General features: G+C 38.6%; 25 protein-coding genes and 2 pseudogenes. 13 read left to right on the forward strand and 14 right to left on the reverse strand.

Annotated elements, in window-relative coordinates:
- Window positions 1-123: 123 nt before the first annotated feature.
- From psbZ to SLP02_RS00375, 4 genes are all read left to right on the forward strand, one after another.
- Window positions 124-312 carry a photosystem II reaction center protein PsbZ gene (gene psbZ / locus SLP02_RS00360; RefSeq protein WP_319418676.1) on the forward strand — a complete coding sequence of 63 codons (189 nt, stop codon included), beginning with the start codon at window positions 124-126 and terminating at the stop codon, window positions 310-312.
- Window positions 313-411: 99 nt separating this feature from the next.
- The gene (gene ribH, locus SLP02_RS00365; protein WP_319418677.1) at window positions 412-984 is read left to right on the forward strand and encodes a 6,7-dimethyl-8-ribityllumazine synthase; all 573 of its coding nucleotides are present in this window, start codon (window positions 412-414) and stop codon (window positions 982-984) included.
- A 484-nt stretch (window positions 985-1468) separates the two neighbouring features.
- Window positions 1469-2959 (forward strand): Asp-tRNA(Asn)/Glu-tRNA(Gln) amidotransferase subunit GatB, encoded by a 1491-nt coding sequence (gene gatB, locus SLP02_RS00370; protein WP_319418678.1) that lies wholly within the window; start codon window positions 1469-1471, stop codon window positions 2957-2959.
- A 1005-nt stretch (window positions 2960-3964) separates the two neighbouring features.
- The gene (locus tag SLP02_RS00375) at window positions 3965-5665 is read left to right on the forward strand and encodes a metallophosphoesterase family protein (RefSeq protein ID WP_413467299.1); all 1701 of its coding nucleotides are present in this window, start codon (window positions 3965-3967) and stop codon (window positions 5663-5665) included.
- Between the two features lie 105 nt (window positions 5666-5770).
- Here SLP02_RS00375 and SLP02_RS00380 read toward each other — a convergent pair whose 3' ends face one another.
- From SLP02_RS00380 to petN, 3 genes are all read right to left on the reverse strand, one after another.
- Window positions 5771-6085 carry a thioredoxin family protein gene (locus SLP02_RS00380; RefSeq protein ID WP_319418680.1) on the reverse strand — a complete coding sequence of 105 codons (315 nt, stop codon included), beginning with the start codon at window positions 6083-6085 and terminating at the stop codon, window positions 5771-5773.
- 152 nt (window positions 6086-6237) lie between these two features.
- Entirely contained in the window at window positions 6238-6381 is a 144-nt protein-coding gene (locus SLP02_RS00385; RefSeq protein ID WP_319418681.1) for a hypothetical protein, read from the reverse strand.
- 3 nt (window positions 6382-6384) lie between these two features.
- Window positions 6385-6474, reverse strand: coding sequence for a cytochrome b6-f complex subunit PetN (gene petN, locus SLP02_RS00390; protein WP_229640413.1), 90 nt, complete (start codon window positions 6472-6474; stop codon window positions 6385-6387).
- An 83-nt stretch (window positions 6475-6557) separates the two neighbouring features.
- On the opposite strand from petN, the gene SLP02_RS00395 reads away from it, so the two are divergent.
- Window positions 6558-6989 (forward strand): hypothetical protein, encoded by a 432-nt coding sequence (locus SLP02_RS00395; protein WP_319418682.1) that lies wholly within the window; start codon window positions 6558-6560, stop codon window positions 6987-6989.
- 149 nt (window positions 6990-7138) lie between these two features.
- On the forward strand, window positions 7139-7525 hold the full coding sequence (locus tag SLP02_RS00400; RefSeq protein WP_319418683.1) for a hypothetical protein: 387 nt from the start codon (window positions 7139-7141) through the stop codon (window positions 7523-7525).
- A gap of 93 nt (window positions 7526-7618) precedes the next feature.
- Here SLP02_RS00400 and SLP02_RS00405 read toward each other — a convergent pair whose 3' ends face one another.
- Complete coding sequence (locus SLP02_RS00405; protein WP_319418684.1) at window positions 7619-7888, reverse strand: chlororespiratory reduction protein 7; 270 nt, start codon at window positions 7886-7888, stop codon at window positions 7619-7621.
- An 83-nt stretch (window positions 7889-7971) separates the two neighbouring features.
- Between SLP02_RS00405 and SLP02_RS00410 the strand changes: the two genes are divergently transcribed.
- Complete coding sequence (locus tag SLP02_RS00410; protein ID WP_319418685.1) at window positions 7972-9489, forward strand: protein adenylyltransferase SelO; 1518 nt, start codon at window positions 7972-7974, stop codon at window positions 9487-9489.
- Window positions 9490-9500: 11 nt separating this feature from the next.
- On the opposite strand, the gene SLP02_RS00415 is transcribed toward SLP02_RS00410, so the two are convergent.
- Window positions 9501-10385, reverse strand: a complete 885-nt coding sequence (locus SLP02_RS00415; protein WP_319418686.1) for a hypothetical protein — start codon at window positions 10383-10385, stop codon at window positions 9501-9503.
- 820 nt (window positions 10386-11205) lie between these two features.
- On the opposite strand from SLP02_RS00415, the gene ppk1 reads away from it, so the two are divergent.
- Entirely contained in the window at window positions 11206-13365 is a 2160-nt protein-coding gene (ppk1, locus tag SLP02_RS00420; RefSeq protein ID WP_319418687.1) for a polyphosphate kinase 1, read from the forward strand.
- Window positions 13366-13521: 156 nt separating this feature from the next.
- On the opposite strand, the gene SLP02_RS00425 is transcribed toward ppk1, so the two are convergent.
- Both SLP02_RS00425 and SLP02_RS00430 read right to left on the reverse strand, forming a co-directional pair.
- Window positions 13522-13668: a hypothetical protein gene (locus SLP02_RS00425; protein ID WP_319418688.1), complete on the reverse strand. Its 147-nt coding sequence runs from the start codon at window positions 13666-13668 to the stop codon at window positions 13522-13524.
- A gap of 204 nt (window positions 13669-13872) precedes the next feature.
- The gene (locus tag SLP02_RS00430; RefSeq protein ID WP_319418689.1) at window positions 13873-14346 is read right to left on the reverse strand and encodes a hypothetical protein; all 474 of its coding nucleotides are present in this window, start codon (window positions 14344-14346) and stop codon (window positions 13873-13875) included.
- Window positions 14347-14513: 167 nt separating this feature from the next.
- Between SLP02_RS00430 and SLP02_RS00435 the strand changes: the two genes are divergently transcribed.
- Window positions 14514-15050: a phycobiliprotein lyase gene (locus SLP02_RS00435; protein WP_319418690.1), complete on the forward strand. Its 537-nt coding sequence runs from the start codon at window positions 14514-14516 to the stop codon at window positions 15048-15050.
- Window positions 15051-15244: 194 nt separating this feature from the next.
- Here SLP02_RS00435 and SLP02_RS00440 read toward each other — a convergent pair whose 3' ends face one another.
- Window positions 15245-15742: a DUF1269 domain-containing protein gene (locus SLP02_RS00440; RefSeq protein WP_319418691.1), complete on the reverse strand. Its 498-nt coding sequence runs from the start codon at window positions 15740-15742 to the stop codon at window positions 15245-15247.
- A 388-nt stretch (window positions 15743-16130) separates the two neighbouring features.
- On the opposite strand from SLP02_RS00440, the gene SLP02_RS00445 reads away from it, so the two are divergent.
- Window positions 16131-18140: an amylo-alpha-1,6-glucosidase gene (locus SLP02_RS00445; RefSeq protein WP_319418692.1), complete on the forward strand. Its 2010-nt coding sequence runs from the start codon at window positions 16131-16133 to the stop codon at window positions 18138-18140.
- 438 nt (window positions 18141-18578) lie between these two features.
- Here SLP02_RS00445 and SLP02_RS00450 read toward each other — a convergent pair whose 3' ends face one another.
- The 4 genes from SLP02_RS00450 to SLP02_RS00465 form a co-directional block, all read right to left on the reverse strand.
- Entirely contained in the window at window positions 18579-19130 is a 552-nt protein-coding gene (locus SLP02_RS00450; protein WP_319418693.1) for a response regulator transcription factor, read from the reverse strand.
- Window positions 19127-19450, reverse strand: coding sequence for a sensor histidine kinase (locus SLP02_RS00455; RefSeq protein ID WP_319418694.1), 324 nt, complete (start codon window positions 19448-19450; stop codon window positions 19127-19129). The genes SLP02_RS00450 and SLP02_RS00455 overlap by 4 nt, the downstream gene beginning before the upstream one ends.
- A 15-nt stretch (window positions 19451-19465) precedes the next feature.
- Window positions 19466-20032, reverse strand: coding sequence for a sensor histidine kinase (locus SLP02_RS00460; protein WP_319418695.1), 567 nt, complete (start codon window positions 20030-20032; stop codon window positions 19466-19468).
- An 88-nt stretch (window positions 20033-20120) separates the two neighbouring features.
- The gene (locus tag SLP02_RS00465; RefSeq protein WP_319418696.1) at window positions 20121-20477 is read right to left on the reverse strand and encodes a hypothetical protein; all 357 of its coding nucleotides are present in this window, start codon (window positions 20475-20477) and stop codon (window positions 20121-20123) included.
- A gap of 730 nt (window positions 20478-21207) precedes the next feature.
- On the opposite strand from SLP02_RS00465, the pseudogene SLP02_RS00470 reads away from it, so the two are divergent.
- A pseudogene (locus SLP02_RS00470) lies at window positions 21208-22721 on the forward strand (reverse transcriptase domain-containing protein).
- Between the two features lie 212 nt (window positions 22722-22933).
- Here the strand turns inward: SLP02_RS00470 and SLP02_RS00475 are convergent.
- A pseudogene (locus SLP02_RS00475) lies at window positions 22934-23080 on the reverse strand (transposase); the annotation flags it as partial.
- A gap of 623 nt (window positions 23081-23703) precedes the next feature.
- Window positions 23704-23844, reverse strand: coding sequence for a glycosyltransferase family 2 protein (locus SLP02_RS00480; protein ID WP_413467063.1), 141 nt, complete (start codon window positions 23842-23844; stop codon window positions 23704-23706).
- A gap of 509 nt (window positions 23845-24353) precedes the next feature.
- Between SLP02_RS00480 and SLP02_RS00485 the strand changes: the two genes are divergently transcribed.
- Window positions 24354-25133: a hypothetical protein gene (locus SLP02_RS00485; protein ID WP_319418698.1), complete on the forward strand. Its 780-nt coding sequence runs from the start codon at window positions 24354-24356 to the stop codon at window positions 25131-25133.
- 158 nt (window positions 25134-25291) lie between these two features.
- Window positions 25292-25576: a hypothetical protein gene (locus tag SLP02_RS00490; RefSeq protein ID WP_319418699.1), complete on the forward strand. Its 285-nt coding sequence runs from the start codon at window positions 25292-25294 to the stop codon at window positions 25574-25576.
- Window positions 25577-26485: the final 909 nt, after the last annotated feature.

Consider the following 26485-nt stretch of genomic DNA (forward strand, 5'->3'; position numbering starts at 1 on the left):
ATCCCTTCTCAGATGTAGTCAATTTTTGGTAGCGTAATATATTAGGAAAAAAAACCAAATTAAAACATTATTTAAAGATTTGCCAGTTGACCTTGGCTATCTTACATTTAGGAGAATCAAACAATGACTATTTTATTTCAGTTGGCATTAGCTGTTTTAGTTTTATTTTCGTTTGTCATGGTAATTGGCGTGCCAGTTGCCTATGCTTCCCCCCAGAACTGGGAACAGTCCAAATCCTTGATCTACGTTGGTTCGGGAATTTGGACTGTTTTGGTTATAGCAGTTGCTGTTTTAAACTTTTTTGTTATTTAAAGAATAAATTTATCAAGATGATCGCTTTGCTAGCAGAGCGATCGCCTTATTTAAGATTAAACATACAAAATTACTATACTTATTGTCGAACATTAGCTTATGGCTGTTTTTGAAGGGACTTTCACAGGGGATATATCTACTTGGCGTATGGCGATCGTCATTGGTCGTTTTAATGATCTGGTTACAGAAAAACTTATTTCAGGCTGTCAAGACTGTCTAAAACGTCACGGTATAAACATCGATCCCGATCATGGTCAGATAGACTATGTATGGGTTCCAGGTAGCTACGAAATTGCTATGGTAGCCCGACAGTTAGCCCTTTCTGGTGGTTATAACGCTATTATCTGCCTCGGTGCAGTAATTCGTGGACAGACTCCTCACTTCGACTATGTGTCCTCTGAAGCTGCTAAAGGGGTAGCAGCAGCAAGTTTTCAGACAGGCATTCCCGTTATTTTTGGGGTGCTAACTGTTGATACTATGCAACAAGCCCTAGAGCGTGCAGGTATCAAAAGTAATTTGGGTTGGAACTATGCCCTAAATGCCTTAGAGATGGCTAGTTTAATGCAGCAGCTAGGAAGCAATAACTCAACTAGGCTTCGTACCGATTTACCTCCAGGAAACGAAACTATTGCTTTACCTAGAGTTTCTACTCAAAATGTAAACAATGGCTAAAATCATCTGAATTATGATTGAAATCGCCGTCTTATATTGCTTTGAATTTCGCTTTTAAAACTTATTAGAGATAGTCTAATAAATAGGTAGGGACGATTAAAGTTAACTGTGACGGCAGGAAGTCAAAATTCAGAAAGCTTTGAGAGATTCATTTTATTTGTATATGATTAAGTTCATTAGTCTTACATTATGAAATAGCTGAGCTTTTTTGGGTTTAAACTGGGTTGAACGCTTGCGCTAAACTGGATTATTTGCCAGCAAAATTTCTAGCTTGTTTAAATCTGTCTTATTATTTTGCGGTATTGCAGATGCTGAAACTAAATCCTTTCTGCGAGAAGTAGTTGCACATCAATTCACGTGTGAATAGCTTTGGAGTTGAGAAACAGAATTAGATTGGCGAGATCTACTGACCAAGTTTGTAGTGTTTTGAAAAGAAGTAAAACAGATAAAATAAAAAAACTACTTCTTATCAAGTTAAAGATTTATGACTAGCGCTGCACTCCCTAAGACAGAGTATGAAGCAATAATTGGCTTAGAAACTCACTGTCAACTCAGTACCAAAACTAAAATATTTAGTCGCGAATCTACTAAATTTGATGGCGATAACCCCAACACTAATATTTCTCCTATCTGTTTAGGATATCCAGGAGTACTCCCCGTATTAAATGAAAAAGTGCTGGAATACGCCGTCAAAGCTGGATTAGCTCTTAACTGTCAAATTGCTCCCTATAGTAAATTTGACCGTAAGCAATATTTTTATCCTGATTTACCCAAAAATTATCAAATTTCTCAATTCGATCTGCCGATCGCCGAACATGGCTGGATTGAAATTGAGATTGCCGAAAAACCTAATACCGAACCGATCAGAAAAAAAATTGGCATTACTCGCCTACACATGGAAGAAGATGCTGGGAAACTAACCCACGGCGGTAGCGATCGCATTGATGGTTCTACTTATTCCCTGGTAGACTTTAATCGTGCTGGCATACCTTTAGTAGAAATAGTTTCCGAACCAGATCTGCGTACAGGCAAAGAAGCAGCCGAATACGCCCAAGAAATACGCCGTATTATGCTTTATCTAGGCATTAGTGATGGCAAGATGCAAGAAGGCTCTTTGCGCTGTGATGTGAACATTTCTGTGCGCCCTGTGGGTCAAGAGCAATTTGGCACTAAAGTAGAAATCAAGAACATGAATTCCTTTAGCGCAATTCAAAAGGCGATCGATTACGAAATTGACAGGCAAATTGAAGCTGTAGAAAATGGCGAACCGATCTATCAAGAAACTCGTCTTTGGGAAGAAGGCTCACAACGAACTAAGAGTATGCGCCTCAAAGAAGGCAGCAGCGACTATCGATATTTTCCAGAACCCGATTTACCTCCCATTGAAGTATCTTCTAAACAATTAGAAACCTGGAAAGCAGAATTACCAGAACTTCCTATAGCTAAACGTTATCGCTATGAATCTGAATTGGGCTTGTCAGCTTATGATACTAGAGTACTAACAGATGATCGCACCGTGGCGGAATATTTTGAAGCGGCGATCGCTGCTGGCGGAGACACTAAACAGGTTGCTAACTGGGTAATGGGAGATATTGCAGCTTATATAAACAGTAATAATCTTAAGATTACCGAAACTGAATTAAAGCCTGAAATCCTAGCAGAACTTGTTAGTTTAATTACGGCAGGAACAATTAGTGGCAAAATTGGTAAAGAAATTTTACCAGACTTGTTAACCAAAGGTGGTTCGGCAAAAGCTTTAGTTGAGAAAAAAGGTTTAATTCAAATCTCTGATACGGACGAAATTGAAAAGATTATTGATGAAGTGATTGCTAACCATCCCCAAGAGTTAGAGCAATTTCGTAATGGTAAAACTAAGCTCAAAGGTTTCTTTGTGGGGCAAGTAATGAAGAAAACTGGTGGACGCGCCGATCCTAAATTGACAAATCAAATGTTAGGTAAAAAACTGCAAGGTTAATTAAATAGTAGATCTACTTTTATTGGTTGATATTTTCTCAATCTTAATTACAGTAAAAGTTTCAGGCTTGGTAACAATAAACAGAAAAAATCCCACCCTTGAAAAACAAGGAGTGGGATACATAAGAAGGACACCACAAAGCACACAATATTTATAATTTACTGATTGTTTATAAAATAGCTGAAATACCAAAACACTAATGTTTCTATACAGCTTGACTAAATAGCTTATTAAAATTACTCTTTTTATTACTTATCATTATAGACAAGTATAGTTAAAAATAACTAATTCTTTTCTTGTCTTTATCAAACTATTAAAAAGCTAATTCCAGAAAAGCTATTAAAACCGTTGATTTAAGTGGCGTAAAACAGTATTTATTAAAGCTAAAATAATCTTTATCTACCCAAGAATATTTCTACTTATTTTCTAAAAAGCTTACAGGAAGAGTGTTTTGCTCGTAAATATTACAATGCCGAAAATATATGCAGTTTTTAAAACGAGCTTTCTTAATCGTGTTTTAGATTATTTGTATAGCAAGGCTATTTCATTCTGACTATAATCAACCAAGAAATGAATTTAACGAGCGACCTTGCTGCTTGGTAAGCAGCTAAGGAACGCGCGAGTTGGCTTAAAGTCCAAGTCCGTTTAAACGGACTTAATATATAAGATGCGAGAATTTATTCTCTGGCTTTCGAGAATAAAATAGCCCTGTTTGTATAGTTATCTTAACTTTATAAATGTATCTTAGTATTGCTAACTATATTCAATACCAAAAGCTAGATATATCTAGTTTATAGAGTTTTGAAATCAAAATAATAACTATTAGTCAACTGTACTGAATAATTTGAGCAAGTCCGTTTAAAACATAAACAATAATTAAGTGAAACCCTTAGTAAGTAGTTGTTTGCTAGTTAATTTAAGTTATTAATCAATTTGATGAAAAGCAGTAAACTCAAATGGCTAACCTTAATTATCCTAGCGTTAAGCGTTGTTTATTTTTCTTCTATGACTTTTGCTTTTGAAAAACAAGTGCCTAGCTATATGAATGATTCCTTGTTGAGCGATCCTTTTCTCCAGCTACCGACCCAAACAACTGTAAATGTTGTCTGGTTCACAGAATTTGCAGGAGATCGCCATTTAGTTAAATATGGCACAAGATTTGAGCAACAAGCTGTTGCCAATACTGCTAAACTAAGTCGAGTTAGAGAAGATCCAGACTCGCAATTAGATAATCCTCCCACTCAATCTACTTCTAGAAATATTTGGCGACATGAAGCAACTATCAAAGGCTTAACTCCTAACCAACGTCTGCCCTATAAAGTAATTAGTAGAAGCGGGCAAAAAAACATCAGTAGCAAAGCTTTTACTCTTGCTAGTCTACCTACAAAAGAAATAGCTTTAAAAATCTTACTCACTTCAGATCATCAGCTTATGCCTATGACGACGGCTAACTTAGAACAGGTTGTAAAAACTGTAGGTCAAGTGGATGCAGTTTTCTTTGCAGGAGATTTAGTTAACGTTAGCGATCGCGCTTCAGAATGGTTTGATGATCGCCGTGGAGGAGCATTTTTTCCTGCTTTACAGGGTAAAGCTAATTATGAACTGGAAAGTAATGGTGTCAAAACTATCTATCGCGGAGGAGAAATTATTCAACACGCTCCTTTATTTACTGCCATAGGTAATCATGAGGTTATGGGGCGATTTTCTACCGAAGCAAAGCTGAAGGAAGTATTTAATAATCCTATTCCTCGTAAGGTAGCTACAGAGTCTTATCAATCTGTGGCGACAAAAATCAATCCTGCTAATAATGCAGAATTTAAAGCCGGCTGGATCGAGAATAACTCATTCAATACCGATACCTACGAGGAGATATTTAGCCTCCCCCAAAACACTAATGGCACAAAGCGTTATTATGCCACAACCTTTGGTGATATCAGGTTGATTTCTCTATATGTAACTAATGTTTGGCGCAGCCCTAGTTTAGAAGCGGATGAGCAAGGCAGGTACAAAGAAAGCGATTTAGACCTCGAAAACTCCAAAGCATGGGGATATGGACAACATATATTTGAACCTATAGCCCAGGGAAGTTCCCAATATGAGTGGCTAAAACAGGAATTAGCTAGCGAAGCCTATCAACAGGCAAAATATAAAATAGTCATGCTGCACCATCCGCCTCATACTTTAGGGGGTAATATTGTTCCAGCCTATACCGATCCGCAGCCCAAGCTTTATTACGCTGAAGACGACAAGGTAATTGGGCGATATTATGACTACCCAATTGAAAATGACTATATCATTCGTGATTTAATTCCCTTACTCGAATCAGCAGAAGTACAGCTAGTTTATTATGGGCATTCTCATTTATGGAATCGCTTTGAAAGTGATTCGGGAATGCACTTTTTGGAGTCTTCTAATGTGGGTAATAGTTACGGGGCGCACTTGGGAGATAATAAAAGACCAATTCCTACTTACAATCAACACAACTACGCTGAAATAGGCGATCCAAATGGTTTAAACCCAATCGTACCCAGCATTGCTCCTATTACTGATAAATTAGGTGAGCCTCTACCATATATTGCTAGTAACGATATTACTGTATTTAGTATTCTGGAAACTCAAACAGGAACAGTTAGCAGCTATCGTTATGACACCCGTAAACCAAACTCTTCTGCAATCAAATTTGATGAGTTTGAACTGATTCGGTGAACTTAATAAACGGCGTTGCTGATTTAAGTAGTAACGTACAAAATAATACCTTTCGTAGCTCTTGGCTCTTAGCTATCAGCTATTAGCTTCTTGGCAATCATACATTCAGTTAACAACGTCTAAGATAGCCTGTAAACGTTTGCGAAATTCTCCTTTAGGGTGACCACCTTTAACATCGCCAAGAATTTGAAAATCTGCTTCAGGGGAGTTACAAACGATATATGTTGGCCACCCCATTTCTTCTTTATTGGGATATTGCGCCATCAAAATTTGCCGATACTTACGATAGGTAGAAGCATCCTGCATTTTGACATCTATAAATTCTAAATCTAGTTCTTTAGCAACTTTGGCATCATAAAAAGACATTTTGTGGCAGACACCACAGTCTTCAGAAGAGAACTTAACAACGGCTTTAGTCATTTTATTTCATTTAACAATTATCATTGTTAATTTCAGAGAAATTTAGCATAAAGATAAGCTAGCCCGTAAATTGACAAATAGCAAATCTAAAAAACTGTAGGGACACTAAAAATAGCATCCCTACTATGGTCAAATATTGCTTTTGTTGAGTTTTAGGCTTCGCCTCGCTTATCGCGCCCTTGACGACGGCGATCGCGCCATCGAACTATAGTTAGGTATGAAATCCCCAAACTAACTAGCCCTAGGATGCCTACGGCAGCAAGAAATAGAGTGTTTAGTAATTGGTTTGTTTCCACGACTTAGAATCCGTTACGACCCCAAACAACCATAGCAATCGACCATGTAAACAAAGCCAGGATTGTCACCCAGCCTAGCGTCAAAATATCCATATTAGTATTTTTGGGAAATATGTAATTAATCTGGCAATATAAACCCTATCATACTTCTTAAGTGGTCTTTTGTGGTGAGGATTGTGCCTAGTTTAGTAACTGAAAGAATAGAATCTGTCAAAGCAGGAATATTAGGTGCGATCGCTTTTACTGTCGCCGAATTAGTGATTGTTTTGATTAAGACTTTAATTATCGATCTACTGATAGAGCAAGAAACAACAGCAGTATTAAACTGGCAATTGCCGATACAGCTAGCTATTGGTGCAATTAGCGGTTTTTTATTTGGCGTTACCTATCGGTATATTATTCGCGACGATCGCAACTTTCATTTAAATGATGGTGCAGTATTGGCATTTGGCTTGGTTAGAGGACTTGCCCTGGTTGAGGTAAACTTTGTTTTATCTGAGCTATTATCTTTATTATTTTTAGTCTTTCAAAGTATTATCTGTTTTGCGATCGCTCGTTCTATTCTTGATTTGGCAATTGCTCGTAAGCTGCTCAAACCGTTTGTTTGAAGGGATGAGGTACGTCCAGTAAAAGATACAAGTGCTTTTGCTAACTGCATCTTTACTACTTTTGATAGATGGCAAAATATGTCTTTGTAGAGATGTCATAAGTCGTATAAATTTCTAAGATGTTTGGTATTAATTATTAAATACTTCTTATGCTTACTACTTCTAACACAAAATTTATACGCAAATATATTGCGATCGCTCTAGGACTTTTATTAACAAGTGTTTATAGCGTGCAGGCAAATGCCCAGACTAATCCTTCACAATCCACAGGGAATTCGTCCACCACACCTGCTGGTAACTCAACCCCTAATGATTATAATTCTGGTTATCTTGAGGGTATTGAAGCTGGGCATAGTAACTGGGGTTTTTCTAGCGCATCAGAATCTAAATCTCTAGACAATAATCTGAATAAACTAGGTCAGTATAATATTTCTGAGTCGGATTCAGATAAAAAAGATGTGATTATAAATAGAAGTTGGGGCAATCAAGGAGATGTAAAAAATCGCTCTGTAGAAACACCCGTGTATAAATTTTAATAGGTTGATTGCATACGCCCATTTACCGCCAAAAGCGACTAAATCAAGAGTGCGTCTCCAAGTATTGTCCGTCTTCTCTTTTGTCTTGTTTGCTTATGTCGAACTCACGTTATTTAAACGCACCACGTACCACTGCAAATATTGATCTGCACCTATATCTAACTCAAAATAATTATCTAATAAATGCTGTGCCTGCAACTCCAGCGAATCAAACTTCTCTAATTCTCTAGGAATAATTATTTCTTCTAATAACAGAAGATTAACCAGTTTGGCTTTTAATTCTTCAGCAGTCATAAATTGTTCTGTGCGGTCTGATTCGAGGACAACATAGCCATCCTCTTGATACATGATCGGGTCTGCCATGAGATAAATAAGTTAAGTGAATTGAGTGATTAGACGATACATTAATTCTAAAGCCAGTTAATTGTCTAATCTTGTAACTATATATGGAAATTAATCCCAATCCTTTCCTCAATCTTGAATATGAACCAGTGATGGAGAATTTGGGAGATGATTATTATGATCTAGTGGCAGCGGATGAGTTTCCTGCACATTGGTTACGCTTTCGCAACGATTTATTGTTACCTTTATTAGGTTTACAGCCAGCCAAGGTTGACGATGCTGATTTTATTAAAGCTTTTGGTAAATTCTCAGGAGTACACCCTTTTTTAGCTTTACGCTATCACGGTTATCAATTCGGTGCGTATAACCCTTTTTTAGGTGATGGCAGAGGCTTTTTGTACGGACAGATAAGAGGGAAAGACGGTAACCTGTACGATTTAGGGACTAAAGGTTCAGGCAGAACTCCGTATTCTCGTACTGCCGATGGGAAGCTAACCCTCAAAGGTGGAGTAAGAGAAGTTTTGGCTGCCGAAGCTTTACACCAATTAGGAGTAAAAACTTCTCGTTGTTTAAGTTTAATTGAAACAGGGGAATCTTTATGGCGTGGTGATGAACCTTCTCCAACGCGATCATCTGTAATGGTGAGATTTAGTAGTTCTCATATTCGTTTTGGCACATTTGAAAGACTTCACTATCTTCAGCGTCCAGATTTGATTAAAAAGCTATTAGATAGCGTTATTGACACCTATTATGGTGATATTGTTGATACTAAAGCTAAATATCACCAATTCTACGCTGTATTAGTTCTTAGAGTTGCCCAACTAGCAGCACAATGGATGGCAGCAGGCTTTTGCCACGGCGTACTCAATACCGATAATATGTCAATTACAGGGGAAAGCTTTGATTACGGCCCCTATGCTTTTATTCCCAATTATAATCCTCGTTTTACAGCAGCTAGCTTTGACTATGGTGGACGCTACAGCTATGGCAATCAACCATATATTTGTAAATTTAATTTAGAGATGCTGCAATTACCTCTAGCAATGGTTACAGACAAAGTAGAGCTTGAAGCTGGATTGGCACAATTCGATGATTGCTATCAAGAACACTATCGAATGTTGATGTTGCAAAAGCTAGGGTTTGAAGTCGAGAGAGGCTTTCGGTCAGAAAGCAACTCTCCCCTCGACAATAGCTATTTGTTGGAAACCAACAAGACCGCTTTGTCTCGCAATCGACTTGTTGAAGCCTCTTCTGAACCATCTTACTCTCAGTTGTTAACTCAAACTATTGAATTATTGAAAAGTACTGATATTAGCTATCATGGCTTTTTTGCTGCCATAGCTGAAGAATTTAATTATGGTTGGCGAGAAGACAGCAATTTGATTTTAGAAAATGCTGCTTTTACTCAGCAGATCAGCGATCGCTGGCGCAACTCATATCATCAATGTTTAAATCAATTACCAGCAGCAGAAATGAAAATAATAGGCGATCGCTTATTATTTTATAATCCTCCCACTGCTTTGCTACGTTCCACTATTGAATCCGTATGGCAAGCTATTAGTGAAGACAATAATTGGCAACCTTTTAATGATTTGGTTTATCGATTACAAACTAAAACATAATTTGGATAATTTCACTTTTTAGTTAGGGTAACATGACTAGAGCCATCTTCACTCACGGGAAGAAAGCGTACAAAAACGTTATAAAAATGCTTAGTACCTCTTAACAGGCAAAAAGCAGCAATCAAAAACACTTGAGGGTTCACGATCAAAGATAAGTCACGCTCATTGGCTGCTATTGAGCCGATTAATAAAAGATAGATTAATAAGCAAAAAAAGTATCTAGGAAAGTCCATTGGCCAGCTGCTATTTTTGCCGCCTAAATAACGATACAATATATACTGAATTGAGCGAGTTACAATGTTGCTGACCAACAGCATTAAGCCTACAGTATTGGTAGTCATAACTGCCAAAAAACCTAAGTATCGACAGGCCTGTAATAATGAATAAAACCAAACTCGGCTTTGTTTATTAATCTTATTGTATACGTGAAATAAAAACCTCAAGGTTAGTAAAAAAATAAGCCATAAAACTAATTCTTGAGAAACCCAGCTTAAGTCATACCCGTATTCATGAAAGGTTGTTATTCCCGCGCTATTTCTAATACCTCGATCCTTGGAAATTGCCAGAATGCCGAAAAAAGATAATGCGATAGACCATACCCAAGGCTGCCAAAGCCTGAACGAGTATTCATAGCATTTGTAATTGTAAGAAAGAACGGCTCTATGCTCAAATTTCTCGCCGATTATGTCATTTTCTATATAACCCAGTTCGTAAATGCACCAAAAAGCTATTTGCAAAAAGAATAAGCCAAGAATATCTAGCGGCAGGTGAGAACTTGAATAAGCAAAGGATAAAAGCAGGATTAAAAAATCTTCTCCAATAATATTATTTAAGAAGTATTTTCTATCTGGTCTTTTTACTTTTTCCGAATATAGAAGCGGAATATAAATTTTCACTTTAAATATATAAATACTTAGCTTTAGTAAATGTCGTAAACCACAGAGCTAAAATTACTTATTTTTTAAACAATAAAATGTTTAAAGATACTGTTCTAGTTTAATCTATAAAAAGCAAGTTCAACTAAGTTTAGTTATTGACTGTTGCAAAACATTTAATAACTTTTGATGATGCAGTTGCTATTGGCTTACTATAGCAAGTAGCAAGATAAAAGAATAAAAATCTTAAAATATTGTTGGCTTATCTTAGACATATTTTAATCAACTTTAGCTATAAATTAATGTTATCGTTATTACTCCTTCTTTGTATAGTATTTTTACGTTAAGTACTATAGGCAACTAAAGAAATGTATTATGTTGATAATATACAATTTCATATTGCTCAACACAAGCAAATACTAAAAAAAATACCTTATCTTCATCTTAATCTTTATGAAGATAGAGTATTTTAAATGTTTAATATAAATTATTTATTTTCATGCTCATGGTGTTTGCTTTTGATGTTAAGCTTTACAGCCATCAAATCTCGGTTTTCTTAGGAAAAGATAATTAACTAGTATTAGGCTAAATTAATTACGACAGATGACTTAAGAATATTATATATATATTTAACCGAGATTTTTGATTGATTCTTTCAAATCTTTGCCCGACTCAAAACTATTTTAGTTAACGACTCAAACTATTAGTGCCACTTTAACTAAAGCTTAAAAAGTAAGTCTTACTATAGAGGGATAAAACAATTCTATCTGAGCAATATTTTAGAGATAGGTTGTGTAAAATATCCTAAGACTATATAGGCAAACTCCTAAAGCACTAAGCAATGACCAATACCAAATCCGTTGATAAAGCAATTAATCTTGATGACCCCAAGTATTATTTCAATCGAGAATTAAGCTGGCTAGAGTTTAACCGCAGGGTTTTGGCGGAGGCATTAGACAAAAGGACACCATTATTGGAACGTCTCAAGTTCATGGCAATTTTTAGCTCTAATCTAGATGAGTTTTTTATGGTTAGGGTGGCAGCACTAAAAAAACAGATGGCAGCAGAAGTAACTAAGCTGTCTATGGACGGACGCAATCCTCAGCAACAGCTAGAAGCGATCACTGAAACTCTCACCCCCATGATTGAGCAACAGCATCAGCATTTTGAAAAAGTATTAAAGAAAGAACTAACTAAGTCTGGCGTGTATCTGCTTAATTATGTAGATTTAAATCAAGAACAAAGAACCTACATTAATCAATTTTTTGAAGACTATATTTTTCCTGTTTTGACTCCCCTGGCTGTCGATCCGTCTCATCCTTTTCCCTATATTTCTAATCTCAGCTTGAATCTAGCTGTAGTATTAAAAGATCCCTTCCTAGAGCAAGAATTGTTTGCTAGAGTCAAAATCCCCCAGGTATTGCCCCGTTTTGTAACTTTCCCCGCAGAACTGAGCCAAAAACATCGAGGCAAAGATGAGATTTGGACTGGCGTGCCAATTGAACAGATTGTTACTCATAATTTAGAGTATTTGTTTTCAGGCATGAATATTTTAGAGTCTTATGCTTTTCGGGTTACACGTAATGCCGACTTATCGGTAGAAGAAGATGAAGCAGATGATTTACTACTGGCGATCGAAAAAGAACTACAAAAACGGCGCATTGGCGGTTCTTCGGTACGGTTAGAAATTGAAGCTTCTATTCCTGCTGAACTTCGTAGCACAATTATTCAAGAATTAGCTTTAGAAGAAAGCGATGTTTATGATGTTGACGGTTTACTGAGTTTAGGAGATTTGATGTCCTTTTTAGGATTACCTTTGCCTGAACTAAAAGATGAACCTTGGAAGTCTGTACTTCCTCCCCGTCTTAGTTGGTTGAAAGAAAATGAAGAAGAAGAAAGCGGTGAAGGACAAAACTTTTTTAACGTCATCCGCCACGGAGATCTTTTTATTCATCATCCCTATCATTCCTTTAGCAATACTGTGTTGCGCTTTATAACTGAAGCTGCTTATGACCCTGATGTTTTAGCGATTAAGATGACCCTGTATCGTACTTCTGGAGACTCACCAATTCTTAAGGCTTTAATTGCAGCAGCGCAAAATAACAAGCAGGTGGTAGTTTTAGTTGAGCTTAAGGCACGTTTTGATGAAGAGAATAATATCCTGTGGGCAAGAAAATTAGAAAAGTCTGGAGTTCATGTGGTTTATGGGGTAACAGGACTCAAAACCCACACCAAAATTACCTTGGTGGTACGTCAAGAAAAAGAAAAAATACGCCGTTATGTCCATATCGGCACAGGAAACTACAATCCTAAAACGGCAAAAATTTATACCGATCTTGGTCTTTTAAGCTGTCGAGAAGAATTGGGGGCAGACTTAACAGATTTATTTAACTTCTTGACTGGTTATTCACGGCAAAAATCTTATCGCAAGTTACTAGTTGCACCCGTTAGCTTACGGGGACGGATGATTGAAATGATCGACCGTGAAGCAGAAAATTGCCGTCAGGGAAAAACTGGGCGCATTGTGGCTAAAATGAACTCACTAGTCGATCAGCAGATAATCCAAGCTCTCTATAAAGCTTCTCAAGCAGGGGTAGAAATAGACTTAATCATTAGAGGTATTTGTTGTTTGTGTCCTGGCAAATCTGAAATAAGTGATAATATTCGCGTAATTAGTATAATTGGGCGTTTTCTAGAACATTCTCGTATTTTCTATTTTCATAACAATGGTAAAGAAGAGATTTATATTGGTAGTGCTGACTGGATGACTCGCAATTTAAGTCGTCGAGTAGAAGCGGTAACGCCGATTGAATCTCCTGAAATTTTTAAAGACCTACAGGAAATCTTGGGAGTGATGTTAGCAGACAACCGTAAAGCCTGGGAACTACAGCCAGACGGTAGCTTTGTGCAAAGGAAACCGAAGAAAGACGAAGAAACACGCAGCACTCACGACACCTTTATGGAAATGGCACTTCAGTCCGCAGGAATCTCCCCGAATTAAATTAGATGATGAAAGTTGCAGTATTTAGTGCTGAACCCGACGACAAGCTAGAGAATGAATCAAGCTCGGATACGCCCTCGGCAATAGCTATATCGGGACAAAGGCGTGAGCCGCATGTAACCCTCAACCGCTTTGCCTCGCAAATGAGAATAATTCCTATTTGTATCCGAGCTTGCCACCATCTATTCTTAGAGATAATAATTTGCGGGGGCGATCGCTATTTTGTTGAGCATTGGTTTTTGAAGTCAGTAAAATTCTTGCTGTAAAACCTTCTAGCCATTTGAGTAAAGAACGTCGCTCCATAGTCAGATAACCACTAATGCTGCTAAAACTTTTGAGACACGGTAATATTAGACCTTTTGCACGAATCAGAAATATCGGTTGAGAATGAGGTTAGAGGTTAGAGGTTAGAGGTCAGAGGTCAGAGGTCAGAAGTCAGAGGTCAGAAGTCAGGAATTTAAAACTAGTATCGAAAAAATATATTCACGCAAGAAGTCTATTCATAGTTCATCGATAAACTCGGTCGATTATCTTTTCTTCTCCCGTTGTCTCCACTTCAATCAAAGATAGTCCTTGCTCAATTTCTCCTTTTAAGTACATTTCCCCTATTGACTCTCCACCCAGATCTATATTTCCTAATAGTTTTTGGGTTGTCGGAGCGAAATTAAATTCAAAATAAGTTCCCTGAGAAACTCCATCAACAATATTGTCGTAGCTGGCAATTATTTCACCAGAAGGCTTATAAAAACTGACCTTCATTGAATCTATGACATTAGTTTTACCTACTCCCTGTTCCTTAATTATCATCGGAGTTTGATTCTCATCGTAGCTAAACGTTGTTTCGACTATGTAACCCGCTGCGCTATTAAGCTGTAGTTTTTGGGTTACGGCAGTTGCAGGGGATATAAAACACAAGCTAATGATAACTGCGCTCGCCAAACTTGTAACTAGCTTTACAAAAAGATTTTGATAATTAGACATACTAAATATTACGAATATAGATAAATAAATTTATCAAGAAACTATAACCAAAGAAAGAGTGGCGGTAATATGAATTTGTGATAAATTAAGAAATATTACGCAAAGAGTCTTTTTCCTTGACATAAAGACTGATATATAAATCAATCAAAAAATAAAGAGGTTTTTCAATGGTATTTGCGGAAACAACAAATATTGCCTTACAGTCTTTAGCAGTCGATTTTTTCCGTAAGTCGGCAGGTAGTTGGGATTCCCACAGACGCTACTATAGTCTTAACAAAGACGCAGAACCTCAAGAGGTAGAAAGCTTACTTAATATTTCATTTTTAGAACAAGGCGCACCTGAGTTAGCTGAACTAGCTCAAAGCCATGAATTAGAAGATTTATCAGCCTTAGTTTGTGGAACTAAAGTTACTTGGGAAAGCAACTATACTAGCGAAAGTCGCAAGCCTGTTACTGGTTCTACTGTATTTGGGATAAAAGGTAATATACTATATCGCGATCGCGGTTTTGCCACCCCCAAACCTATTATCGCTGTTTGTTCTTTTACTAATCCAGACACTATGAGTTTGCGTACCGAGTATAATTCCAACGTCTTTGAAGAAGAAATCAAGTTAGTTGGTAGTAAGTATCGCACTAGACAAACTATTATTTCCCGCGCAGGACAAGAGATTACTATTGGTCAGTACTTAGAAAAGCGAGTGTAGATTGAATCACGTTTACCTTTGTTTTTAAGTAAAACTTAGGCGTTGGTGAACTTAGGGATGATTTTTGATTTTTTCAGATCTTAAAACTAAATTAAAAAAGCTAAGAGCTAAGAGCTACGAACAGAAACGCTCTGTACGTCACCTCATTTCTTGAACGAGTCGCTCGTCCGCTAAATCACCAACGCCAAAAAAAACTATGCTTCGACTTTTGCTTTTTCTAAAGCAGCTTTTAAACTTGCCTCATCTGATTTTGAGAGAGAAGTTCGTAGCAGTTTTCCGCCATAAGGACGTAATTCTTCTAAAACCTTATCAGGAGTAGCTTTGCGTACTAAGAGAAATAAAGCCGATGTACTTGGTTCTATGGTTTTGCCTAAATCTTTGATAAACTCGTCGTCAACCCCTACATCAGTTAAGGCACCGCTCAAAGCTCCAGTAGCAAGTCCTGCTGCAACTCCTAAGAGGGGATGGAGAAATAGAAGTCCAATTAGCGAACCCCAAAAACCACCGCTGAGCGCACCTGATGTAACCAAGTCATAAGACTGTTTTACCTTGACCTTTCCTTTTTCGTTTTTAATAACGACTACGGCATCATCTAGATCGACTAAATGCTCTTTTTGCATATCTCCTAACTTGTGTAGCACTTCATCGGCCTTTAGTTCGTTATCAAAACCAACTACAATTAGTTCGCTCATGATTTATCTCCTGTAATTTTTAAATGACTCAACTTTGAATAAAACTTTAGCATCGGTACAGAAAAAGCGATCAAACCGTCGCATTTAAGTATTTTCAAGTGCTTGTTCCAAACCAGCAATAATTTAGAATTAGATTAGATGTAGCTTAATCCATCTGTTCTGCTCCTTTTTTTACATAATAGGGCAATAAAAGACCAGAAAAAGCAAGAAAAGAAAAGAAATTCAATATTTAATTGGATTATATTGCTACTAGTTGGAAATTTTACTAATCAAAGCCATCTGATAAGTAAACATATCTCAAAAATGCTAATAACTGGATTCAACTTTGAGACAATGTTTGTTTATCACACCGCCAAAGTTAATGATCTGAAGCTCCACTTAAATTAAAATGAATCTAAAATTTGGTCGAGAAATTTGCGGGGACTTAAATGTAGCCGAACAGCGAGAATGGTTGGTAACTAATCGCATTGGTGGTTATGCCTCTGGTACTGTATCGGGATTATTAACTAGAAGCTACCACGGCTTACTGTTGGCTGCTCTTGAGCCTCCTTCTGGCATAACTTTATTACTAGCTAAACTCGATGAAACTGTCGTCTATGACGGCAATTCCTACCCTCTGCATACTAATCGCTGGTTGAATGATGTAGTCTCTCCTCACGGTTATAAATATCTAGAAAAATTCTATTTAGAAGAGACGACACCTGTATGGATTTATGCTTGCGCCGACGCGAAGCTCGAAAAGCGAATCTGGATGCAGCAGGGAGAAAATACGACCTATATTCGCTACAAGATGCTGCGTGGTACTCTACCTTTGACTCTTTCTCTCAAAGCTTTAGTTAATTATCGCGATCGCCATAGTACCACTCAGGAGAGCAATCGCCATTTTGAAATTGTTAATCAACAGCAGGGTATTAGAGTTAAGGCATCAGCAGATGCTACAAATCTATATTTGTCTGGGGTAAAAGAGCAAGAAATAGTAAGTTGGCAGATTAACCATGAATGGTACAAAAATTTTGCTTTGGCAATAGAAGAATACCGAGGCTTAAGTAATATTGAAGATCATTTATATGCAGGAAACTGTAGCGTTACTCTCAAGTTAGGTGAGTCGGTGACAATTGCTGCCAGTACTGAAGAGAATAGGAGACAGGGGGAGGAGAAGACGGAGAGACTAGAGGACAAAAAGTTAATCGACCTTTTTTCTAGACATCAGCGTAAAACTATACCTAGTTGGATCGAACAATTAGTTTTAGCAGCGAACCAGTTTATTGTCGATCGCCCTTTGGCAGATGGATCTCAGGGTAAAACCGTTATTGCGGGGTATCCTTGGTTTGCAGACTGGGGAAGAGATACGATGATTAGCCTACCAGGATTAACCTTGACTACAGGTCGTTTTGAAATAGCTAAAGTTATCTTGCGTACTTTTGCCAAATATATTGATCGAGGAATGTTGCCCAACGTATTTCCCGACCGAGGAGAAACCCCTGAATATAATACCGTTGATGCAACTCTATGGTATTTTGAAGCTATTAGAGACTACTACGCTCATACTCAAGATAAACAGCTATTAACCGAGCTTTTTCCTGCTTTAGCTGAGATTATTGACTGGCATCGTCGCGGAACTCGCTACAACATTCATCTCGATGCCGATGGTTTAATTTACGCAGGAGAAAAGGGAGTTCAGTTAACCTGGATGGATGCCAAAGTAGATGATTGGGTAGTTACACCCCGCATTGGCAAACCCATAGAGGTGAATGCCCTTTGGTATAACGCTTTAATTATTATGTCTCAGTTTGCTGGCTATCTCGGTAAGTCACAGACAGAATATAAAGAAATGGCTGACAAAACCAGAGAGGGTTTCGGACGTTTCTGGAATCAAGATAAGCAATACTGCTATGACGTATTAGATACCCCTGATGGTAATGATGATGCCCTACGTCCTAATCAGATTTTTGCCGTCTCCTTACCTGTTACCAGCAAAGACTATTCTTTGGGCGAAGGATACTCACCGCTTTTAAATGCTCGACAACAAAAACAAGTAGTGGATATTGTTGCTCAACGTTTATTAACTTCTTATGGATTGCGATCGCTGTCTAGCGACCATCCTGATTATATCGGCATTTATGGTGGCGATCGCTATAAACGAGATGGGGCATATCATCAGGGAACTACCTGGGGCTGGTTAATTGGACATTTTGTCCAGGCTCATTTGCGAGTATATAACAATCCTCAACTAGCTCGTAGTTTTATTGAACCAATGGCAGATCACTTACAAAATGGTTGTTTGGGAAGCATTAGTGAAATCTTTGATGGAGATGCGCCTTTTGTGCCTAGAGGTGCATTTGCTCAGGCTTGGAGTGTAGCCGAAGTGTTACGTGGGTGGCAATTGGTGAATGGGTAACTAATATTAACGTGAGTTCGGGTTAACAAGATTAGTCTGTTAAGGTAGCTATTAGCTGTTAGCCATCAGCTTTTGAAAGATTTTTCAATTCTCTAAATTTTAAGACTTTTGGAAAAATATTTAGCCCATTATAACTGCCGAAGCGGGTGTGGAACAGCGAGAAAGGACGCTTCGTCCGCATCTCAGTCTTGCAGGAACGGCGGCTTTTGAGTATGAAACTTCATACTCAACCTCGACAGTTTGCTCAACGGGGGGAACCCCCGCAACGCAACTGTCTCGCAAAACGCGCCTTGGCTTTCCCTCCGCAGACAAACGAACAAAGGGCTTGCCCGCATGTACTTGTCCGCACGTACTTGTCCGCATGTACTGTCTCAAGACAGCTTCTTAAACACAAAGGCGCTTTGCGAGACAGTTGCGTTTCCACCTGCTCTAACTACTTTAGATATCGACAATTCCCCGTTGGTAGGCAGCAACAACAGCTTGAGTGCGATCGCTCACGTCCAATTTGTGCAAAATATTAGTGATGTGAAATTTAACCGTTCCTTCGCTGACGTATAACGCAGCACTAATTGCTTGAGTGCCATTGCCTTTGGCTAACAGCTTTAACACCTCAATTTCGCGCTTGCTTAGTTGTGGACTATTCATACGGCTGGCTAATTTAGCACCTACAGATGTCGAAACGTAATTTTGTCTAGCGTGTACTGTCCGAATTGCCCCTAATAGTTCAGCGCGCTCGGCAGTTTTGAGTAGATAACCTTTAGCTCCAGTTTGCAGCCCCTGATAGATGTTTTCGTCGCCATCATAGGAAGTGAAAATGGTGATGTGTGCGTTGGGAAAATCTTGGAGAATCGCTGCGATCGCCTCGACTCCTGTCTTAGCTTCACCGATAGGTTCTAAACCTGGCTCTGAATCGAGGATCATTATTAACCCGCTTCGCACCATCGGATGATCATCAACTACTAAAACTTTGATTTTGGGGGATGAAGTCATGATGATGGAGACGTAAGTGGAATCTGAACGATGATACAGGTTCCCTGTTCAGGTTGACTGTGGAGGGCAAATTGCCCCCCTAAACGATCGCAACGCTGCTGCATTGATACTAAGCCAAAGCCACGGCGATCGTTAGCCAGTTGCGGATTAAATCCTTTGCCCTTATCTTCAATACGAAGGGTAATCATATCTGTCGCCAAGCTGAGTTCTACCTTCAGGTTTTGTGCCTGAGCGTAACGCAAGGCGTTGGTAATGGCTTCTTGTCCAATTCGTAATAGATTCATGCCGATGTCGGGTGGCACAGGCTGCACCCTTCCCACCAGCTTGAAGCTAACCTATAGGTCAGTATTAAGGGTGAGTTGAGTTAGAGATTGCTGTAGCGACCCTGCTAAATCTCGGTACTGCTCGGCATCGGGATGCAGTGACCACACCGAACGACGAGCTTCGATTAGTCCAGAATGGGCTAAGTTTTTGACCTGTTCAATAATGTCCCAGGCGATCGCGGGGTCATGAGTGGAGTAGTATTGAGCGTTATTGAGTTGCAGCGAAATACTATTTAAAGTCTGGGCGAGGGTATCGTGAATTTCTCGCGCTATACGGTTGTGTTCTTCAACCACCGCCATTTGTTTTGCATCCTCCGCCAAGCGAGTCAGTTGAATTGCTAAAACGACCTGCTGCCTTAGAGCAGCGAGAAGATATAAGTATTCCGACGAACAAAAATAACTTTCTAGATAGCTAATCGTTAAGGTACCCAAAAAGCCGTCACCAGAAACGAGGTGAATCAGCACCATTGTTTGAACGCCGTTGCGCACGGCTGACCAAGGGCGAAAAAGCTTTAGGTCAGGATGGTTGGGAAGATCTGAATATACAAACGGCTGTGCTGCCTGACAAGGGATTCCCAAGCTGAACCCTGCTCAAAAACAGACAAAGGAATCGGATTACTCATAAATTGCTTATCCAACAAACATTTTTAATGTTAAAAATCTCATTTTAGCGATCGCCCTTTTCTCGGTTCACCAAAATTGTGCAAGACCCTAATGTGGTCTCAAAATAGTCTTGGTTAATCAAGTATTGACGATCAAGCTTGATGTCGTCTAGATCTGCCTCTAGTGGTGGTACAAGATTGTTCCTGCACCACTCAAAATATTGTCTGCTTTGGCAGAGATAAGATTTAACAGTATCAATTGATGCTGCTCCATCTCCCACCTCAAGCTCAAGAAATTTAGCAAAAACCTGCTCTATGTCAATGTCAATAACTTCAGGAATAATAGCTTCAGTTGAGATTTCAACTAGATCCAGATATTTTGGTTTTATACTTGATTCTACTGGGGTTATGTTAATTCCCATACCAATATCTTTTTACTTTTATAAAGCAGCATCACCACCACGGTTCAGAGTCCAAATGCTTCGATTAGATTAAAATTTATCTTTTCTGAGTCATCATCACTCAGTTTACGGGGTTTGAATAGGTGCGATTCGTTGATGTCAGGAACTTCTAGAAAATAGGAGGGTATGGACATCCAGGGGATGATAGAGAGAAAACTATAAGTACCCTGAACTGATACATAGATGGAGGTGAAAACCCTTCCCTTAAGGAGAAAAGTGACTCCCAATCTGCCCACATCGAGTAAGCTCGGAATCTTACAGAGTGAAGCTGGGAACAGGACGCAATCAGAGCCAAAACAGATAGGCACAAGCCGCGTTAACGGGGAGACAGCATGGATAAAATAGGTTCTTAAAAAGTGTCTTAAACGCGAACCACAATCTGAATAAACAATGTGGATTTCATTACCTAAACTCACGGCATTTCTACTCCATAGCCGTACTCTCCGAGTTGGTAATAGGCAAAGTGAACCGTCCTAAACTGTCAGACAAATCTAAGTATCGGAACGAATAAAAACGTAGCACCAGGTCTGGGGGTCGAAACTTCAGTAGGATGGACGAGCATCAGAAACCCTGGCTACGGGTAGGATGAGGCGTGCAGAGTGCGAAGCACTCAGATCGTCGTCTTCGACGACTGGGAAAGCTTTGCTTTCCGCGCCAAAAGGAAATCAGAACAAACATTGTTGAGTAGAGTATGGTTGGACGCATAGAAAACTATAGCGAACTATGGGAAAGAGCCGATTGGAAGCAATTCCAGAAGGTACTATTCCGCCTACAACACCGTGTAAGGACAAAGCAGTTAGAACTGGAGACATGGCGAAAGCTAAGAACATCCAAAAGCTGATTCTGAAATCTCATTCATCAAGAATGTTAGCTATCAGACAAGTAACACAGTTAAATCAAGGGAAAAAAACTGCTGGAGTAGATGGCTCGGCAAAACTAACATTTGAAGAAAGATTTGAGCTTGAATCTACGCTCAAAAAATCAGCTAGTGAGTGGAAACACGAAAAGTTGAGAGAAATTCCTATCCCTAAAAAGGATGGAACAATGCGGATGTTGAAAGTGCCTACTATCGCAGATAGAGCATGGCAATGTCTTGTCAAATATGCTCTAGAACCAGCTCACGAAGCACAATTTCATGCTAGAAGCTACGGATTTAGAACTGGACGTTCGGCACACGATGCCCAGAAGTTTTTGTTTTGTAATCTCAGAAGTAACTGCAACGGAAAAGATAAAAGAGTACTGGAACTCGATATCGAAAAATGCTTCGATAGAATAAGCCACAAAGCAATCATAAAAAGAGTTATAGCGCCTCAGTTTATTAAACAAGGAATATGGCTCTGTCTCAAAGCTGGGATAAATCCTCAATTTCCCGAACAAGGAACACCCCAGGGCGGAGTGTGTTCACCACTTTTAGCCAATGTAGCCTTAAATGGGATAGAGGATTTAGGCAAAAGCGTTAGATATGCTGATGATATGGTGTTTATTCTCAAACCCAATGAAGATGCTGACAAACTACTAGAAAAGATCAAAACATTCTTAGCAGAAAGAGGAATGAAGATCAGTGAAAGGAAAACCAAGCTGACAGCCACGACAGACGGATTTGATTTTTTAGGTTGGCATTTCAAAGTGCAAAGCCATGGAAAGTTTAAAATTACCCCTAGCGAGGAGAATTTTAAGGCATTTCAACAAAAAGTCAAAAAAGTCGTCAATAGTTCAAATTATGGTGCAACTGAAAAAGCTGACAAGCTAGCCCCCATTATACGAGGATGGCGTAACTACCATCGCTACTGCGATCTGAGTAGTACTAGAGACTCCCTTTGGTTCATAAATCATCGAACTTTCAAAGTATTCAACAAAGAAAAGAAGCAAACTAAGTATAGTGCAGAAGCATTGGTTAGAAGAGCTTTTCCAAAAGTTGGATACAAAGAGAGCAAATTTATTCCCGTCAAGGGTGAAAAATCTCCCTATGACGGTGATGTGATTTACTGGAGTCAAAGGAATAGCCGACTATACAATGGAGCAACAGCTATAGCTTTGAAGGAACAAAACCATTCATGTGGAAGATGTAAATTAAAATTCATCTCAGGTGAAAGAGTACATTTACATCACTATGATGGAAATCATGGAAACTGGGACAAGAGCAATCTTCTAGCAATACATGAAAGCTGCCACGATTATATCCACATGGGCAAAAGTAAAAGCTAAGATTTTCGGAAGCTGGATGCATGGAAACAGGCACGTCCAGATTTCACAGAGAGGGGCGAAGTGTAATAACTTCCTTCGACTCTAACCAACTGATACGCTCGTCGCGAACTTAACAAATACAAGTAGAGCGATCGCGAACTTTGAAAGATATATAGCTATAGCCAGAAGTGTTAGGATGTAGCATCTTTAAGAACCGATTCAATTACAAATCTTCAAGAAGTTGAGTCTGTCAAGCGATGACGAATACGGCTTTTGAGCCATGCCCAACACTTTTCAATTCGATTTAGATCTGGAGAATAGGGTGGTAAATACAAAATTCGACAGCCAGACGATTCAATTAATTCTTGAATCCGACCCCCTGCTTGGTGCGCCTTCCCTTGCGTCTTACGCCGAACGGCGCTGTCCGCGCCATCGTCATGCGGAGCATGACTTGGCCTCCGAAGGAGGCTGTGGTTCGCATCCGCTTTATGAAAAGTGGCATTATCTACGCAAGAATCATTTTCAGTAAAGGATTTTGAAGTTGCTGAATTAAATAATCCTGGAGAAGACCATTTTTAAATTGGTAAACAGTAGAATAGTTGGCGATCGCTAATGCTTTTAAACGAAGCCAAACTAGTAAAGCACAACCAATATGATTACGTTAAATTCTAGCTTTGCGACACTGGCATTTTTCCCATCCTGTTAGTTGTTTTCCTTCACGGTGTAACTTTTTTGCCTCTAAGAAAAAGATTTATTTTATCATGGCTAAACTTGCTGCTATGATTGGCAAAGTTAGTCAGAGTATAGTTTATCTGAGTTACCAGAAGTTATTGGCAGTAGTCCAAACAAGTCATTTTATTTGCCATATTCTGACCTTAACTCGTTCGTGCTTCTATAATCAGATTTTTCTTTTGCGTAAGTCCTAAACAGTTTATTTAGATGAAGCGATCGCTATTTCATTCATTCATTTCCCTGATGTAGCGGAGATCGCTTTTTTTAGAGTCTATCCCCATCCCAAATGCTCGTGAGCAATTACTTTAATCCTTTTGTCAGTGGCAGCATACTTTTTAGCTATTTCTACACTTCTATCAGTTGAGCCATCATCCAAAATTAGTAATTCAAAATTTGGATAAGTTTGCCCCAATACACTTTCTATAGCTGATGCCTAAGTACCGTTGACGATTGTAGACGGTAATAATTAGGGAAATTGGTGGTGATGGTGACATTTGAAATGATAGAAAGCTATCCTTTAATAATTCCCAAAATTCAGCTTTTATATACTATTAATTGTGTTCTATTAAAGCTTTTTTGTTAGCGTATTCTATTATTTTTTTAGGTTTTATAGTTTCACTCATGTCATGTCTGTGTCCGACTAATTGAAAAGCTACTAATTGGTTGAGCAAGCTTTCTAATTAGTAGTTTTCGTACCTAATTGGGACAAGTTATTTCGTTCATTAATCCTTCAAGCGTCGAGTAGCTCTTATTGCATATTCAATACCAGAAGTGATTGAAGCTATAACTTCCTTATTTTAAGCAACTGTGGGAGCTGGCTGCCTGACACAAGTAGCTAAAAGAGTCGAAATGCGGTCAGAAAAAAGAAAAGGTAGAGCAATTATGGGAAGCTGAAAATGAATAGTTTTAGCCTTATATTCCATGTCAAGATCTACCCCTCTTTATCATCAACTGCTGAGTCTACTGAGTCAAGATTCCACATACAGAGATTTCAGGCAGATCAAAGCGTTAGCTTGGATGATCAACGCGCTGATATGTAGCAGCAAAATTAACCTTAGTGAGTGGGAATCTTACGTGATAAGTAGGGCGAACCAAGCACAGAGTATTGAGCGAAGATGGCAAAGATTCGTTCATAACAGTCGAATTAAAGTCAAATCTCTGTATGTACCTCTAGTAATGGCGGCAATTAGTAACTGGAGTGGACAACGCCTCTATCTGGCACTGGATACAACAGTTTTATGGAATCGATACTGCATGATTCATCTTTCTGTGATTTGTGGTGGTAGGGCAATTCCTTTCTTATGGAAAGTAATGGAACATAAAAGTTCAACAGTAGCATTCAAAGAATACAAAACCATGCTGAAATTTTCACGTAGATTACTCCGCAAGTATCCTGATGTGATGCTTCTAGCTGACCGAGGTTTTGCCAACCATCAGTTGATGAATTGGCTCATCACTAGTCAATGGCACTATTGTCTACGCTTACCCTGTGACGTAACTATTCAGGGGGCAAGGAGACATCTTATTGAACTGAAATATCTTTATCCGCCAAAGTCAGAGGCGATTTTGTATCACAATGTTGGACTATGGCTCGATGGAGAATGCCGAAGCAACTTTGTCTTAGCCAATGTCAAGGGGACAAAAGAACCTTGGGCTGTTATTACTGATGAAGACCCGACTCTACAAGCTTTATGGCAGTAGGCTCTAAGATTTCGTATTGAAGAATTATTTTTAGATTCTAAATCTGGAGCTTTTCAATTGGAAGAATCTAAAATTGCCAGACAGCCCGTTGCGCGGGTTTCCCGCGTTGAAGGGACTGTCGAGGTCGCGATCGCAAGGCATTGGAACGTTTATATTTGGTGGTAGCCTTAGCACTTTTATTTGCGACTACTCATGGCATGACAGTTCAATTGAAGGGACTTAGAAGTCAAGTAGATCGGCATTGGGAGAGAGGTTTAAGTTATCTCAAAATTGGGATCAGATGGCTCAAAGGAGTTTTACATAAAGGTCGTAGTTTGTTTGACCCTACACCTTTATTTTCTCAAAATACTTTGCCCTGTTTTGCATCTTCAAAGGCTAGAAGAAAATACTATGATGCCATTTCGTTTATCAGAATTTCGGAATTAAAGTGCTTAAGAGTTTAACTGTCCTCAAATAAATGTGTCAGGCAGCCAGCTGTGGGAGTCATAATTGACTTTACTGTACTAGTTACGGATATTAATGATACGAGGGACTTGGGTTGGCAGGAACAGCAATAGCTGGTGCTGCTGGACTGAACAAGTAGAAGCGAACAAGATTTTTCTGTCAAACAAGATGGAAATTTAGAAGTTGAAACTCCAGCAGATTGTTAAGGCAACTAAACCTAGTTGTTGACACAAACAAAAACTATAGTCATTCCAATTAGTTTCCGTAGGTTTGAATGATCCGATCTAGTGTGGTGCCAAGAGGAGCATAAGCTCTTCAAGCTTTAAAACTTACAACATAGTCTTCGAGGAGAGAATAATGAAAAAAAATTTTTCTAAAGCAATTGCCATGTTATCTTAAAAAGCCCAAGAAGACTTTATTATCGGTATCGTAATCGGTTTATGCGTAGTAACAATCAGTTAAATTATACATAGTATTCTTCCCGACTTAACATTTACGAAAACTGCTAATTTAGCAGAATTTTTTGGTGCTATTTTTGCGAGTGCTTATTGTTTGTTGTACTGTGGCAAGCAATTAGAAAATACCATTAGCTTACCTTTGATTCGCTGATTAATTATGTATGAGTCATTAGGCTGTGATCTCATGAAAATAATTGTTACAGCCTAATCAATGACAGCATAAGCTATATGATTAGCTATGACATTATCTGTCTTTTTGTTGGCGGCACTATAGAAATATATTCTCAATTGCTTGAAGAAAAAAGCAAATAACGATTTATTTTTAATAAAATCAAATGTTTCTTTACAAAGATATATTTTAAGCATCGCCTTTTGGCGATGCTTTTTTATTTGCCAGCTTTTTTAACACCAGTGCAATCCTAAGTTTAAAAGCTTAGTGATTTAGCTACA

Origin of the sequence: Pleurocapsa sp. FMAR1 (assembly GCF_963665995.1) — a bacterium.
Lineage (GTDB): Bacteria > Cyanobacteriota > Cyanobacteriia > Cyanobacteriales > Xenococcaceae > Waterburya.

Coding starts and splice junctions, on each gene's coding strand:
- SLP02_RS00465 (WP_319418696.1), bottom strand. CDS start 20,477: ATGGGAATTAACATAACCCCAGTAGAATCAAGTATAAAACCAAAATAT.
- SLP02_RS00485 (WP_319418698.1), top strand. CDS start 24,354: ATGTCAAGATCTACCCCTCTTTATCATCAACTGCTGAGTCTACTGAGT.
- SLP02_RS00430 (WP_319418689.1), bottom strand. CDS start 14,346: ATGTCTAATTATCAAAATCTTTTTGTAAAGCTAGTTACAAGTTTGGCG.
- gatB (WP_319418678.1), top strand. CDS start 1,469: ATGACTAGCGCTGCACTCCCTAAGACAGAGTATGAAGCAATAATTGGC.
- psbZ (WP_319418676.1), top strand. CDS start 124: ATGACTATTTTATTTCAGTTGGCATTAGCTGTTTTAGTTTTATTTTCG.
- SLP02_RS00425 (WP_319418688.1), bottom strand. CDS start 13,668: ATGGAGCGACGTTCTTTACTCAAATGGCTAGAAGGTTTTACAGCAAGA.
- ppk1 (WP_319418687.1), top strand. CDS start 11,206: ATGACCAATACCAAATCCGTTGATAAAGCAATTAATCTTGATGACCCC.
- ribH (WP_319418677.1), top strand. CDS start 412: ATGGCTGTTTTTGAAGGGACTTTCACAGGGGATATATCTACTTGGCGT.
- SLP02_RS00400 (WP_319418683.1), top strand. CDS start 7,139: ATGCTTACTACTTCTAACACAAAATTTATACGCAAATATATTGCGATC.
- SLP02_RS00445 (WP_319418692.1), top strand. CDS start 16,131: ATGAATCTAAAATTTGGTCGAGAAATTTGCGGGGACTTAAATGTAGCC.
- SLP02_RS00375 (WP_413467299.1), top strand. CDS start 3,965: ATGACTTTTGCTTTTGAAAAACAAGTGCCTAGCTATATGAATGATTCC.
- SLP02_RS00380 (WP_319418680.1), bottom strand. CDS start 6,085: ATGACTAAAGCCGTTGTTAAGTTCTCTTCTGAAGACTGTGGTGTCTGC.
- SLP02_RS00440 (WP_319418691.1), bottom strand. CDS start 15,742: ATGAGCGAACTAATTGTAGTTGGTTTTGATAACGAACTAAAGGCCGAT.
- SLP02_RS00435 (WP_319418690.1), top strand. CDS start 14,514: ATGGTATTTGCGGAAACAACAAATATTGCCTTACAGTCTTTAGCAGTC.
- SLP02_RS00410 (WP_319418685.1), top strand. CDS start 7,972: ATGGAAATTAATCCCAATCCTTTCCTCAATCTTGAATATGAACCAGTG.
- SLP02_RS00450 (WP_319418693.1), bottom strand. CDS start 19,130: ATGACTTCATCCCCCAAAATCAAAGTTTTAGTAGTTGATGATCATCCG.
- petN (WP_229640413.1), bottom strand. CDS start 6,474: ATGGATATTTTGACGCTAGGCTGGGTGACAATCCTGGCTTTGTTTACA.
- SLP02_RS00405 (WP_319418684.1), bottom strand. CDS start 7,888: ATGGCAGACCCGATCATGTATCAAGAGGATGGCTATGTTGTCCTCGAA.